The organism is Candidatus Sericytochromatia bacterium (assembly GCA_035285325.1).
Classification (GTDB): domain Bacteria; phylum Cyanobacteriota; class Sericytochromatia; order S15B-MN24; family JAQBPE01; genus JAYKJB01.
Genome location: JAYKJB010000005.1, coordinates 19407 through 32607, shown reverse-complemented (window position 1 = coordinate 32607; position 13201 = coordinate 19407). Strand labels below are relative to the sequence as shown.

At 62.7% G+C, this 13201-nt stretch carries 12 protein-coding genes; 8 read left to right on the top strand and 4 right to left on the bottom strand.

From position 1 onward, the window contains the following. Positions 1-52: 52 nt before the first annotated feature. Positions 53-337, bottom strand: a complete 285-nt coding sequence (gene rpmE, locus VKP62_00980; protein ID MEB3195754.1) for a 50S ribosomal protein L31 — start codon at positions 335-337, stop codon at positions 53-55. A gap of 305 nt (positions 338-642) precedes the next feature. On the opposite strand from rpmE, the gene secA reads away from it, so the two are divergent. The 7 genes from secA to VKP62_00945 all read left to right on the top strand — a co-directional run bounded on the left by secA (position 643) and on the right by VKP62_00945 (position 8755). Continuing rightward, entirely contained in the window at positions 643-3570 is a 2928-nt protein-coding gene (gene secA, locus VKP62_00975; protein ID MEB3195753.1) for a preprotein translocase subunit SecA, read from the top strand. A 5-nt stretch (positions 3571-3575) separates the two neighbouring features. Further along, positions 3576-4704 (top strand): peptide chain release factor 2 gene (gene prfB / locus VKP62_00970; GenBank protein ID MEB3195752.1). Its coding sequence is split into 2 segments (ribosomal slippage): positions 3576-3641 and positions 3643-4704, totalling 1128 coding nucleotides; the frame shifts between segments, so codons are not numbered across the junction. Next, on the top strand, positions 4691-5203 hold the full coding sequence (gene rfaE2, locus VKP62_00965; protein MEB3195751.1) for a D-glycero-beta-D-manno-heptose 1-phosphate adenylyltransferase: 513 nt from the start codon (positions 4691-4693) through the stop codon (positions 5201-5203). Before prfB ends, rfaE2 begins: the two co-directional genes overlap by 14 nt. A 1-nt stretch (position 5204) precedes the next feature. Beyond that, complete coding sequence (locus tag VKP62_00960) at positions 5205-5744, top strand: DUF4330 domain-containing protein (GenBank protein ID MEB3195750.1); 540 nt, start codon at positions 5205-5207, stop codon at positions 5742-5744. Between the two features lies 1 nt (position 5745). Further along, positions 5746-7176, top strand: coding sequence for an O-antigen ligase family protein (locus VKP62_00955; protein ID MEB3195749.1), 1431 nt, complete (start codon positions 5746-5748; stop codon positions 7174-7176). Continuing rightward, positions 7173-8249 (top strand): glycosyltransferase family 9 protein, encoded by a 1077-nt coding sequence (locus tag VKP62_00950; GenBank protein MEB3195748.1) that lies wholly within the window; start codon positions 7173-7175, stop codon positions 8247-8249. Before VKP62_00955 ends, VKP62_00950 begins: the two co-directional genes overlap by 4 nt. Then, complete coding sequence (locus VKP62_00945; protein MEB3195747.1) at positions 8246-8755, top strand: hypothetical protein; 510 nt, start codon at positions 8246-8248, stop codon at positions 8753-8755. Before VKP62_00950 ends, VKP62_00945 begins: the two co-directional genes overlap by 4 nt. Here the strand turns inward: VKP62_00945 and VKP62_00940 are convergent. Beyond that, complete coding sequence (locus tag VKP62_00940; GenBank protein ID MEB3195746.1) at positions 8739-9227, bottom strand: hypothetical protein; 489 nt, start codon at positions 9225-9227, stop codon at positions 8739-8741. The genes VKP62_00945 and VKP62_00940 overlap by 17 nt on opposite strands. A gap of 547 nt (positions 9228-9774) precedes the next feature. On the opposite strand from VKP62_00940, the gene VKP62_00935 reads away from it, so the two are divergent. Beyond that, on the top strand, positions 9775-10692 hold the full coding sequence (locus VKP62_00935) for a GNAT family N-acetyltransferase (GenBank protein MEB3195745.1): 918 nt from the start codon (positions 9775-9777) through the stop codon (positions 10690-10692). 28 nt (positions 10693-10720) lie between these two features. Here VKP62_00935 and VKP62_00930 read toward each other — a convergent pair whose 3' ends face one another. After that, complete coding sequence (locus VKP62_00930) at positions 10721-11887, bottom strand: aminotransferase class V-fold PLP-dependent enzyme (GenBank protein ID MEB3195744.1); 1167 nt, start codon at positions 11885-11887, stop codon at positions 10721-10723. Positions 11888-12146: 259 nt separating this feature from the next. Beyond that, on the bottom strand, positions 12147-13046 hold the full coding sequence (locus VKP62_00925; GenBank protein MEB3195743.1) for a tryptophan 2,3-dioxygenase family protein: 900 nt from the start codon (positions 13044-13046) through the stop codon (positions 12147-12149). Between the last annotated feature and the right edge of the window lie 155 nt (positions 13047-13201).

Genomic DNA, 13201 nt, shown 5'->3' with positions numbered 1-13201 from the left:
TGGAGATGAAAAAAAAGGCAGGACCCGTGGGTCCTGCCGGTGCCGTTCAGGCTCAGGCCTTCGCCTCAGCAGGCGCCTCAGCCGCCGGCTTGGCGGCCGAAGCCGACTGGGCCGCACGCGCGGCGAGCTTCTTGTTCTGGCTTTCGAACTTCTTCATGAAGCGGTCGACGCGGCCTTCCGTGTCGACAATCTTCTGCGTGCCGGTGAAGAAGGGATGGCAAGCAGCACAAATTTCAATCCGGATGTCACTGCCCTTGGTGGTGCCGGTCTTGAAGCTGTTGCCGCACACGCAGAGGACGTTGACCTGGGTGTAGTTGGGATGAATGCCCGATTTCATGGCGTTGTGTACTCCGTTGATGGGGGGGATATGGCTGGTTTCCAAGCAGCCTCGGCGACCAATCGCCGTCCAGCAAGGCTCTTCACAAGGCGTTGCGAGGGCCTCACACCAGGGCATCGGGCGTCCAAGGGAGGACGGGAGACCGGGATACCCTGAAAAAGCGGATCAAAATCATACCGTGAGCCCAAGGCCCAGTCAAGGCAAGGGGTTTTGGCAATCGTGCGCACGAGTTGCTATACTATGGCGTCGGTCCGCGCTCGCCATGACGGGACAAGCAGGCCGCAAGAAAGGGTTTCACGCCGCGCATGCTCAAACTGCTCAGTAAAATCATCGGAGATCCCAACGAACGCAAGGTCAAGCGCCTCGACCCGATTATCCGCCACATCAACAGTCTCGAAGAGGACATGATGGCGCTGTCGGATGAGGCCCTGCGCGGCAAGACGGCTGAGTTTCGCCAGCGACTCGACAACGCTTTGCGTGGCAAGAATCCCGAAGACAAGCCTCAGGTTGAGAAGGAGATGCTGGAAGAGCTCCTGCCCGAGGCGTTCGCCGTCGTGCGTGAAGCGGGCCGGCGCGTCCTCAACATGCGGCATTTCGATGTCCAGTTGGTGGGTGGCATCATCCTGCACCGCGGACAGATCGCCGAGATGCGCACGGGCGAGGGCAAGACGCTCGTCGCCACGCTCCCTTCCTACCTCAATGCCCTGACCGGCAAGGGCGTTCACGTTATCACCGTCAACGACTACCTGGCCAAGCGAGATTCCGAGTGGATGGGCCAGTTGCACCGCGCCCTCGGGCTGGAAGTGGGCCTGATTCAACACCACTATCATCCCGGCCAGAGAAAGATTTCCTACGGCGCGGACATCACTTACGGAACCAACAACGAGTTCGGTTTCGACTACCTGCGCGACAACATGGCGACCTCTCTGCACGAGTGCGTTCAGCGAGGCTTGCACTATGCCATCGTCGACGAAGTTGACTCGATCCTGGTCGACGAGGCCCGCACGCCCCTGATCATCTCCGGTCAGCTCGACCAGCGCACGGATGTGTACGTTCAGATGGCCAAAGTGGCCCCCATGCTGCAACGCGACGCTCACTACAAGGTCGATGAAAAGACCAAGAATATCCTGCTCAGCGAGGAGGGCATTGCGCACGCCGAGCAGATTCTCGAAGTCGCCGAGCTCTATGACCCGAACAATCCTGAGCTGGCCCACCACCTGGTGCAGGCCCTTCGGTCGAAGGAACTCTACCGGCGCGACGTGGAGTACGTGGTTCGCTACAACGAGGAAAAGGGCTTCGACGAGATTGTCATCGTCGACGAGTTCACGGGGCGACTGATGATCGGTCGGCGCTACTCGGATGGCCTGCATCAGGCCATCGAAGCCAAGGAAGCCGTCAAGATTCAGGAAGAGACCCAAACGCTCGCCACCATCACCTTCCAGAACTACTTCCGGATGTACGACAAGCTGGCGGGCATGACGGGTACGGCCGCCACGGAGGAAGCCGAGTTCGGCAAGATTTACAACTTGGAAGTCACTGTCATTCCCACCAACAAGGAACGCATCCGCAAGGACCACCCCGATTCGATTTACAAGACCGTTCCCGCCAAGTTTCGGGCGGTCGCGCGCGAAGTGGCCGAGATGCACGAAACGGGTCGCCCCGTGCTGGTCGGGACCGTCTCGATCGAGAAGTCCGAATACCTGAGCAACCTGCTCAAGGAAATGGGCATCCCTCACAACGTCCTGAACGCCAAGTATCACGAACAGGAAGCCAAGATCATCGCTCAGGCCGGCCAGCGCGGCGCCGTCACAATCGCCACCAACATGGCGGGTCGTGGCACCGACATCATCTTGGGGGGTAACGCGGAGTTCATGGCGAAGGACTTCCTGACCCAGATGGGCCTGGAACCTTATCCCTATGAAGACCTGACGCGCGCCCTGCTGCGCAAGGATACGGACTGGGCCAACAAGGTCCACCGCGAGAAGTTCCCCGAACTGGACGACGCGACCTACGGCAAGATCAAGGCGGCCATCTACGACTTTGTGGATGAATGCAAATCCGGCGGGCGCGAGGTGGTCGAGATCGGCGGTCTGCACTGCATCGGCACCGAGCGACATGAATCCCGACGCATCGACAACCAGTTGCGTGGGCGCGCCGGCCGCCAGGGTGACCCGGGTAGCTCGAAGTTCTTCCTATCCCTGGAAGACGACCTGATGCGCCTGTTCGGTGGCGATCGCCTCAAGGGCCTGATGGACAAGATGCAGGCCGATGAGGACATGGACATCACCTCCGGCATGGTCAGCCGCTCGATTGAAGGCGCCCAGCGCAAGGTCGAGGTTTACCATTTCAACATCCGCAAACAGGTGCTGGAATATGACGACGTCATGAATAACCAGCGCAAGATTGTCTATGCCGAACGACGCAAGGTGCTGGAGGGTGAAGACATCCGCCCCGTGACCTTGCGGATGATTGAAAAGTTCGTGCGGGACGTGACGGCCGAGTTCGCGAACCCTGCCCTGCCGGTGCAGGAGTGGGACCTGAACAGCCTGGTCGCCAACCTGGCCGATGCCATGCCGTTGCTGCGCATGCTGAGTGTCGCGGAACTCGAAGGCATGGGCTCGGATGCGTTGGCCAACCACCTGGTCGAACAGGCCATCAACGCCTACGAGGCCAAGGAAGCCACGATGGACCGCGAGATGATGCGCCAGCTGGAGCTCCAGTTGCTGCTTCGGATCATTGACCAGAAGTGGATCGCCCACCTGCACGACATCGATTCATTGCGGGAAAGTATCGGCCTGCGTGCCTATGGCCAAAAAGACCCCCTGCTTGAGTACAAGCGCGAGGCCTACAGCACCTTCCAGGCGCTGATGAAATCCATCCAGGCCGACTTCATCGCCCAGGTCTTCCACATGCAGGTGGTCTACGAGCCGCCGCCGAGCGCGTTCCAGATGATCATGCCGGAGTTCTTCCAAGGTGCGGACGAAGAAGGCATCGCCCGGTTCGAGTCGCCGGAGGAATTGGTGGCCGAGATGCGCGCGCTGGGTCTGCCCGTGCCGGCTGAGCTGGAAGCAGAGGCCGAATCGGAACCGGAGCCCATGAAATACGAGGAGACCCCCTTCGTGTTCGGACCGGCCGCCCGCCTGTTCAGCCAAAGCCCCGAAAACGGCGCGCAAACGACCACCGCGGCCGATGCGGGTACCGATGTGGACTCCCACTCAGCGGAAGGGAAATAAAGGCGATGTACGAAACCAGACAAGAAATCAAGGCGCTCGCGGAGCGTGTGGCCTCGGCCAGGAGGCATCTTTGACCCGTCCCGGTTGGCGCAGCGCATCGAAGCGCTGGAACACCGGGCGGCGGATCCTGACCTTTGGAACGACCCCAAGCGGGCACAGACCACCATGCAGGAGCTCAACGAGCTAAAGGCGCAGGAAGTCCAGATCAATCGTTGGATTCGCAGCATGGACGACATGGACGTGCTGCTTGACCTCGCCGAAGAAGACGCGGGCATGGCCGCCGAACTCTCCCAGACCTTGGCGACGCTGACGCAAGAGGTCGACAAATGGGAACTGACCCAGCTGCTGTCCGGGCCCTATGACAACAGTCCGGCCATCCTTTCGGTGGCGGCCGGGGCCGGCGGCACCGATGCCAGTGACTGGGCGGCCATGCTGCTGCGGATGTATTCCCGCTGGGCCGAGCAGAGCGGTTTCAAGGCAGAGCTCACCGACTACTCCGAGAACGAGGAAGCCGGCATCAAGGGAGCCACCCTGATCATCACGGGCCCCTACGCCTACGGCCGCCTGCTGGCGGAGAAAGGCACCCATCGCCTGGTGCGAATCTCCCCCTTCAATGCAGCGGGCAAGCGCCAGACGGCCTTTGCGGGAGTGGACATCGTGCCTGAAATCGAGGCGGATGCCGATGTCGAGATCGATCCGAAGGACCTGCGCATCGACACCTTTCGTTCGGGTGGGGCCGGCGGACAGAACGTCAACAAGGTCGAAACGGCCATTCGCGTCACGCATATCCCGACGGGCACGGTGGTGTCCTGTCAGAATGAGCGTTCCCAGTTGCAAAATCGCGAGACGGCGATGCGCGTCCTGCGAGCGAAGCTGTTCGATCGCATGATGGCCGAACATGCGGCAAAGCTGGCCGACCTCAAGGGTCCCCAGACCGAAGCGGCCTGGGGGCATCAGATTCGCTCCTACGTGCTGCACCCTTACAGCATGGTCAAGGATCATCGGACCGGTGAGGAAACCGGCCAGGTTCAACACGTGCTGGATGGGGCGATCGACCCCTTCATCGACGCCTATCTGAAGGCGCGGGCGGCCGGCAAGCTGGCCGAGGGAGTGGCAGCCGGTGACGATTTCTAAAGGAGAAGCGGCGCACGTGCTCAACTCGGCCGCCAAGGTCCTACCTGCTGACCAGCTCGCGCGGAGGCTGGCCGACCAGCCCGGAAAGACCGTGTTCACCAATGGCTGCTTCGACCTGCTGCACGTGGGCCACGTCCGCTACCTGCAGGCGGCGCGGGCCCTCGGCGATCGCCTGGTGGTCGGACTGAACAGCGACGCGTCGGTGCAGGCCCTGAAAGGCCCCTCCCGTCCGATTGTCAGCGAGGAGGAGCGGGCGGAATTGCTGGCGGCCCTCGCGTGCGTGGACTACGTGACGGTCTTTGCTGATGCCACAGCAGCCCCCTTGCTGGAGGTCTTGCGGCCTCACATCTATGCCAAGGGCGGCGACTACACCCCCGACAGCCTGCCAGAGGCGCCCACCGTGCGCGCCTACGGCGGCGAAATCGCCATCGTGCCATTCGTTCCTGGACGTTCCACCACCGATCTGGTGGCGCGCATTCAGGCCCCGGAAAGGAACTGAGATGCCCCTCGTAGATGAACGCGGCCGTCTGTTCGGCCTCGTGAACGCCCTTGACGCCCTGATCACGGTGGCCGCCTTCGGTCTGGTCATCGGGGTGGTGGCCGTGAAAACCGGACATACCTCGGTGCAGCGCATGGCCGTGCGCCAGGGCCCGGCCGAGGTGGATGTCATGATTCGAGCCAACATCAAGGATCTGGGCATGTTCAAGGTGGGCGACAAGGCCTTCATCACCATCCGCAATCAGCCTTACGACAAGGTCGAGATTGCCAACGTGGTGGCCAAGCGCCAGCAGATTGCGATTCCCATCAACGATGGCAAGGATCTGCGCCTCACCACCGATCCCACCGCCCCTTACGCGTCCGAGGTGCTGCTGACGCTGCGCGACGCCGGCATGGAAACGGAAGACGGCATCGTCTGGGGCGGTCAGAAGCTCAAGTTGGGCAACCCGATCGAGGTGGAAGGCTTCAAGTATCGCTTCAAGGGCTCGGTGATCGACGTGCGCATGGTCGACCCGCGTCAGGCTTCCGTGACTCAACCCTGATATGACGGCCTCTCATTTTCCGCCCGCGCTGACCACCGCGGAGCCCGATGCGGGTCATCGGGTCTGGGCTGGCAGCCGGCTGGCCCAGCGCTGGCTCAGCCTGGCAGCCTGGCTTCGCGCCTCCCTGGCGGCTCCTTTGGCCCACAGCCGGCTCGCGCCACAGGCCGACCATCTGGCGCTGGTGATGCTGGTGGCCTTGCTGGTGGCCTCTCCCTGGGTCGGAACCGGTCTTAATGCGGTGCTGGTCCTGCTGGCAACCGGCTGTGTCGTGCTGCGCCTGTTGCATTGCCCCAGGCCACGCGCCCGCTTCAACACGCTGGACCTGCTGGTGCTGAGTTATGTGGCCTGCCATCTGGTGGCCACGGCCTTCTCGCCCTTTTTCCTGGCCAGCCTCAAAGGCCTGGCCAAGATGATGGTTTATTGGGCCGCCTATTTTTCCTTCCGTCAGGTGCTGCTGAATGAGCGGGCCGCCTTCTTTCTGCTCACGGCCCTCGTGACGACGGCCGGGCTGGAGAGCGCCTACGGCATCTACCAGTGGGTGGTGGGCGTTGAGCCCTTGGCCAACTGGGAAGATCCGGAAGCGCTCGATCCGTTGACTCGGGTCTATGGTTCACTGATGAATCCCAACCTGCTGGCCGGCTACCTGCTGCCAGTGTTTCCGCTCGCCTTGGCGGCGGCCGCCACCAGCTCGGGCCGCTGGCGCTGGCTGGCGATCGCCACGGCCGCCGCCGCTCCGGCCTGTATCTTCTTTACTTACAGCCGCGGCGCCTACCTGGCGTGGTTGGCCAGCGTGGGGGTGTTTGCGGCCCTGGCCCTGCACACCAGCTGGCCGTGGCTGAAACAGCGACGAGCCTGGTTGGCGGGCCTGGCGACCGGCGGCTTGGCCGTGGGCGGTTTGGTGGTCTGGCGCATCCTCAGCTCGCAAGCTCTGCTCGACCGGATTGCCTCGATCTTCACGCTGCGCGGCCACAGTTCCAATTCGTTCCGGGTGAATGTCTGGCACGGTGTGGTGCAGATGGTCCAGGACAACTGGGCCTTCGGCATCGGCATCGGCAACGCGGCCTTCCGCAAGATGTACAGCTTGTACATGGTCAGCGGCTATGAAGCCCTCGGGGCCTACAATATCTTCCTGGAGGTGCTGGCCGAAATGGGCGTCCTCGGCCTGCTGGTATTCCTGACCCTGCTGGGCTGGGTGGTACTTCAGCACTTGCGCGGCATCGCCCGCGGCGACCGTCCCACGCGCTGGTTCAGTGTGGCCATGCTGGCCAGCATGACGGCGATCGCCGTGATGGGCCTGTTCGACACCGTCTACTATCGTCCAGCGGTGCAACTCCAGTTCTGGCTGCTACTCGCCTTGACCGTCTACCACAGTGAGCGGCTCAGCCTGCTGCCGTCCCCCCCGTCCGTCTCCGGAGTCCATCCGTCGCCGTGAGCCATCCTGTCCCCTCCGACCCCCGTGTCTCCCGCATCCTCGTCGTGAACTTCGGCGGCATCGGCGATGAGATCCTGTTCTTTCCCGTCATCCAGTCCCTGCGGAAAAGCTGGCCGCAGGCTCACCTGGCTGCCCTGGTCGAACCCCGCTGCAAGGGCATCATGGCCTTCAATCCCGGCGTCGATCAGGTGTTCACGTTCGATGCCAAGCATCGCCCCAGCAAGCGCGAATTCGCGCGTCTGGTCTGGACCCTGCGACGGGAGCGCTACGACATGGCCGTGACCGCCGGCAGCAGTCCCTTGATGGCCCTGCTGGTCTGGCTGACAGGTGCACGGCACCGGATTGGTTACGCCACACACCGCTGGACTTCCTTGCTGACGCACGCCGTTCCTCTGAACAAGCAGCAATACGCCGCGCACATGTACCACGATCTCGTCGCCTGGCTGGGACACGCCCCTGAGAATCCGCGCATGGAGGTTCCGGAGGCCGATCGCGCCTGGGCAGACCACTTTCTGAAGACAGAAGGTGCCAGGGGAGCGGCCCCACGGGTGGTGCTGCATCCCGGCGTGAGCACGCTCTCGCTCCAGAAGCAGATTCTGAAAGGCTGGACCCCTGCCAACTGGATCGCGTTGGGACGTCGTCTGACCGCCCAGGGTCTTGAGGTGGTCCTGGCGGGCGGTCCGGACGATGCCGCCGTGATCGGCGAGATTCGAGCCGCCGCGGCCTTCCCCTGCATCGATGCCTACGGACGCACGAGCAGCATGGGGCAACTGGCCGGTCTGATTGCCGCCGCAGATGCGCTGGTGGCAGTGGATTCGGCCCCGATGCACGTGGGCGTGGCCGTCGGAACGCCCACGATTGCCCTGTTCGGTCCCACCGACCCCAGCAAACTGCTGCCTCGCGAGGGGGGCCATACGGTGGTGCAAAGCGGACCGCTAGCCTGCCGTCCCTGCCTGTGGGACCACCGGCAACGCTCTTGCGAGACCCCAAAATGTCTCGATTATGCCGTGGACGATGTCGAACGCGCCGTCCTGAACACCCTGCAAACGCTCCAGGAGGGAAATCCTTCATGACCGCGCCGACCGATAAGAACCGGATCAACCGCACCCCCGAATTCCTCTTCCGGGCCGAGGCCGACGCCTTGTATGGCACGCCCGTGGCCGAGGTGGCTGCCAACCTGGCGTTTGAACGGGAGATGGCGGAACTGAGTGACAAGATGGTGCTCGAGGTGACCGCCCTTTTCGATGAACACTCCCTGGAGCTGGACTTCTCGGAGGAGAGCCTGGGAGACCTCGACCGCCTGGTGACAGAGGTCTGGCCCGAGCCGATCGAGGATGCCGATGCGCTGGATGCGATGGTCGCCAACTGGGGCGCCTATCTGGGCCAGACCGTGATCGAGCACCTGGGGGGTCAGTGGACCTTCCGTCAGGATCTGGAGCATGCGTCCTTGTATTTTCCCCGCCTCGGCCTGGAGGCGTTTCCACTGCACGTCGTGCGGAAACGCCTGGCCTTGGGACCGGAGGAGAGCCTGGCGGGTTTTTATGAGGCGCTGGTGGAGCGCCTCACGGCTGACGACTGATCGGTCCGGTCGAGGACGCGCGGCCGAGCGCGACGGTCGGCCGGAACGCTTCGGCGTGAAACACCGCCGTCAGCAGCGCGAATAGCCCGGCGAATGGCAGCACGGGCAAGGCCTGGCGCGCGGTCAGCCAGGTGGCCTGATCCAGGCAAAGGCCCAGCCAGCCTGCCACAAACGAAAGTCCTGCGTGGAAAACGAATCCGACCCAGTAATGCCTCGACAGGAGCAAGCCTCCCGTCTGGCGCCAGGCCCCCTCGAAGCTCACGGCCGCAGCGATGAAGGGCAACAGCAGGGCAGCGGCCAGGCAGGCCCAGGAAAGGTTCAACCAGGAAAAGCAGCCCTCCGCCGCCGTGAAGAACACCAGGCCAGCGGCGATCGCCCCCGGGCGGAGCGAATCCGACCAGGTGCTCGGCCGAGTGGTTGACGCGACGGCGTTGTCTGCGTCCTCGGAAACGGACAAGGGGGATGACGACACGCCCACGACCTTTCGGCAGGGGGGCACGGGGTGGCAATCCCATGGTGCGGAACCACCAAGGCTTTGACGAGGTCCGATCTCATCTTAGCAGGCAGACCTGAGCTGGCAACACCCGCGAACCACCCGGTCCAGATAATTACGATTATATGGACATAGCCCCAGATTCAGAGTTTCCCCCGAAAGCGCAGCCGGGACTCGAGTTTCAGGCTCAGCGGCTCAAGCCTTTATCCAGATAAAGCGAGAATCATCACCACTCCCTCGAACCCCTTCCCTCTATCGAGCAAGATAACACGAAAGGGTCAGGCCGTCGGCGGAGCGGTGGCCCAGGTTAGGTACAGCCAGGCCTTCCGCTCAACGTCCGTAAAAGACATAAGACCGGCCTGCCCCGGGGGGCACACGACGCGTCGCCAGCTGGGTGCTCGCCGGGCGGAGAGGGCGACTCGGCTCCGCTTCACCCCAAGGCTGTCAATCGGCCTCCCAGCCGAAGGCAGGTGCTTCATCTGATCGTTCCGATAGGATACAATCGAAAGGAAAGGTTGTGTCTTTGATGGCAGCCGCAGTGCGGATACGGCGTTACCAACCCGCGGATTTCGAGTCCATCGCTCAGCTGGCGGTCGACGCTTCGGCGCAGCCTGAAACAGCTTGCGGTCAGCCGGACGTCGCCAGCGTCGCCGAATTTCAGACCGACTATGGCCATCGGGCGCTGGAATCAGAGGCCTGGGTAGGAGAGAGCGCAGACGGCCAGGTGGTCGCCTTTGCGGCGGGCACGACCCGCCGCGGCGTGGTCCTGATCGACGGTCCGATCGTGGCCTCGGGATGGCGCGGTCAGGGGCTCGGGCGTTCACTCTTCGAGCGCATCTCCGATGAGGCGGCCGAACAGGGCGTGGAGTGGCTGGAAGTGGGGGTACGTTCCACCAACCAGCGCGGTGATGATTTTCTGGAGACGCTCGGCTGTGAAACCTGTCGAGAGGTCTTCGTGTATGAATCGCATCAGCCCGCCCGGGGCGAGTTTTTGGTCCCAGAGGGTTACAGCCTCGCCGACCTCAAGCCGCGCTCGCTGTTGCCCTTCCTGATGGTGATGCACGAGTGTTTTCCTGGCTACCGGCTGCCGAGCACCCCGCAGCGCCTGTTCGAGCCCGACCGGATGAAGATCATGCTGGTCCTGGACCCCGCTGACCAAGTGGCCGGGGCTGTCACGGCCTTTTTCTATCCGGAGGATGGTCACGGCTACCTCTACCACCTGGGTATCAGTGAACCGCATCGCGGCAAGGGTCTGGCACGGGCCTTGCTTGCCCACGCCAGCAACTGGTTGTGGGAGGCCCACCAGCCTCATCTGATCGGTCTGTCGACCAGCGATGACCTGACGTTACGCCAGAAGCTCTTTCATCCGCTCGGCTTCGCCCTGCAATATTCGTTGCGTTATCGCCGGAGACGCACCCGGCAGCCCGCTCCGCAAGGAGAGTGATGGGCCACCGGGGGCGTCCCCGAAGGCCTCAGTCGCCGCGCCGGATGGCCACCACGGCCTCGACGAATTCCCGCACCTCATCATCCGTGTTGTAGAAGTGCGGAGAGACCCGAATGCCGCATTGGGGGCGATGGTCGTGCTGGAAGCCGCGCCGCAGCAATTCTTTGCTGACGGTCGCGGAATCCGGGAAATCCAGGCAGACCGTTCCGCCCCGGCGCGCATCATCGCGTGGATTCCTGACCGTCAGACCGGCTTCGTCCGCCAGGGACATCAACAAGCGGGTCTGACGAAGACTTTTCTCGCGGATGGCCGGGATGCCCACCTCCCCGATGATGCGATACCCTTCCCGCGCCGCGTACATGGAAGCGACGCCGGGGCTACCACCGAGGTAACGCAACACGTCATCGGCGTATTCCATATCCATGCGAAAGGCAAACGGGGCCTTGTGGGCCAGCCAGCCTGTCTGGCGGGGCTCAAATTGGGACATCAGGTCGGGTCGCACATAGAGATAAGCAGCCCCGGGTCCCCCGCACAGCCACTTGACCGAACCGCCGACCACGAAGTCGACTCCGAGGTCCTGCACGTCGACCGGCAGAATCCCCACCGATTGGTAGGTATCAAGAATCACGTAGGCCCCGTGCCGGTGGGCCTTTTCAATGATGGGCTTGGCGTCTTGAACGTAGTTGCTCTGAAACAGGACGTGCGAAATCGGGACCACCAAGGTGTCGTCATTGATGGCCTCAAGAATCCGTTCGGTCGGCACGTGAATGCCGTCCGGGCTCTCCACCAAGGTGACCCGAGCGCCCACCCGTTGCTGGGCCTGCCAGAAGTAATGCACGGTGGTGAAGTTCATCGCCTCGTAGACCACCCCATTTTTCTTGCCGGAAAAATCAAAGCAGCTGGCCAGAATCCCCTGCAGGGTGGACACGTTCTGATGCATCAAGACCGAGCCGGGAGCGGCATTCATGAGGCGACCCACCATGTCGCCCGTTTCCTGAATCATGGGAAACCAGGTGTCCCAGGCCTCAATGCCATCGACTTCCCACCGCTCTGCATAGGCCGCCATCGATTGCCGCGTGCCGCGAGGCATGGCCCCCAAAGAGTGATTGACCAGATAGGTTTTGGAAGCGAGGATCGGAAACTCGTCACGCCAGACGAGCAACGGATCCGCGGCCGCGATGGGTGTCGACGCCATTGTCAGTCCTCCTCAGGGGATGCGGATGCTTGCATGCCAGGTTCGGCCCGGCCGCAGCGCGTGTGAGCGCGCAAGCGCGCGCGACGAGGGCGGACCTTCTGGCAGGATACCTGGCTTCTGGAGAAGCAGCAACCACGGGCCACAGGCCGAGTATTCCAGACCCCTGCAAGCCTTTGCCAGAAGGTCTTGAACCTGATCGGATGGACGTGAAAGGCCGCGGGCGTCGACGTGCCCGTCGCTGGTCGCCGGCGGACGGGGGTCAGTGGAAGGGGCAGCCGCCGGTCGGAGGACCACCCGTAGAACGTTCGGCCGTGGGAGATGCCCCATAGGGCGCCGCTGCAGCGCCGCCCAGCAGACTGCGGGCTTCGAAGAGCAGAGGAAAGCATCGTTTGGTCAGCGTCGAACGGAGATAGCCGGAGCCACTCGAGCCTCCCGTTCCCACCTTGTGACCAATCACCCGTTCCACCACGCTGACATGGTGGAAGCGCCAGAGTCCGAGTTGCGTGTCGAAGTCCACCAACGCTTCGGACAGCATGTAGAGCTCCATCTGGGCCTCCGGATGTTCATAGAGCGAGGCCAGAACCTTCAACAGTTGGTCCCGCTCCGGCCCCTCGGAGGGTTGATTGGCCATGGGGGCGGGAACCGGAAAGCCGAGGTCTGCCAGTAATTTCTGGTAGCAGGCCCACAGCCCCGGATGCGCGGCCCGCTGGCGCAGGTTGTCGAGACCCGACTGTTCGATGAAGTGGTCATAGTAGGACTCGTCGACGAGTCCAGCGATGAATTCGAGTTCACGAAATTGAAAGGACTGGAACCCGCTGGCTGGATTGAGGTGGTCACGGAAGCCGAGAAACTCGATCGGCGTCATCGTCTCCAAGATGTGAATCTGACTCACCAGGACCTTCTGAATTTCGACCACCCGACGCAAGAAATGGTGAGCCCGCAACACTTCCCGGCGCCCCATGTACGCCATGGCGTTTTCCAATTCCAGCAGGATCAGCTTGAACCAAAGCTCATAGGCCTGGTGAATCACGATGAAGAGCATCTCGTCGTGATGGGGTGGATTGGATTGCAGTTGCTGCAAAGATAGCAACTGAGGCACTTTCAGGTAGTTGCCGTAGGTCAGGTCAGTCGGCTTGTAGACGGCGGGTTCTTGGCTCACAGCTGGTCTCCTCTTCCCCTAGATACCCGAAGGAGAGAAATGATCTGCCACTCTCAACAGAATCCGGCAAGTGCGGTACACTGAAGGGCAAAGCGAGCCTTGCTCTCGCGCCGCACTCGCCCGGATGCCCCCTGCGTTGGGGGAGCCGATGTGCC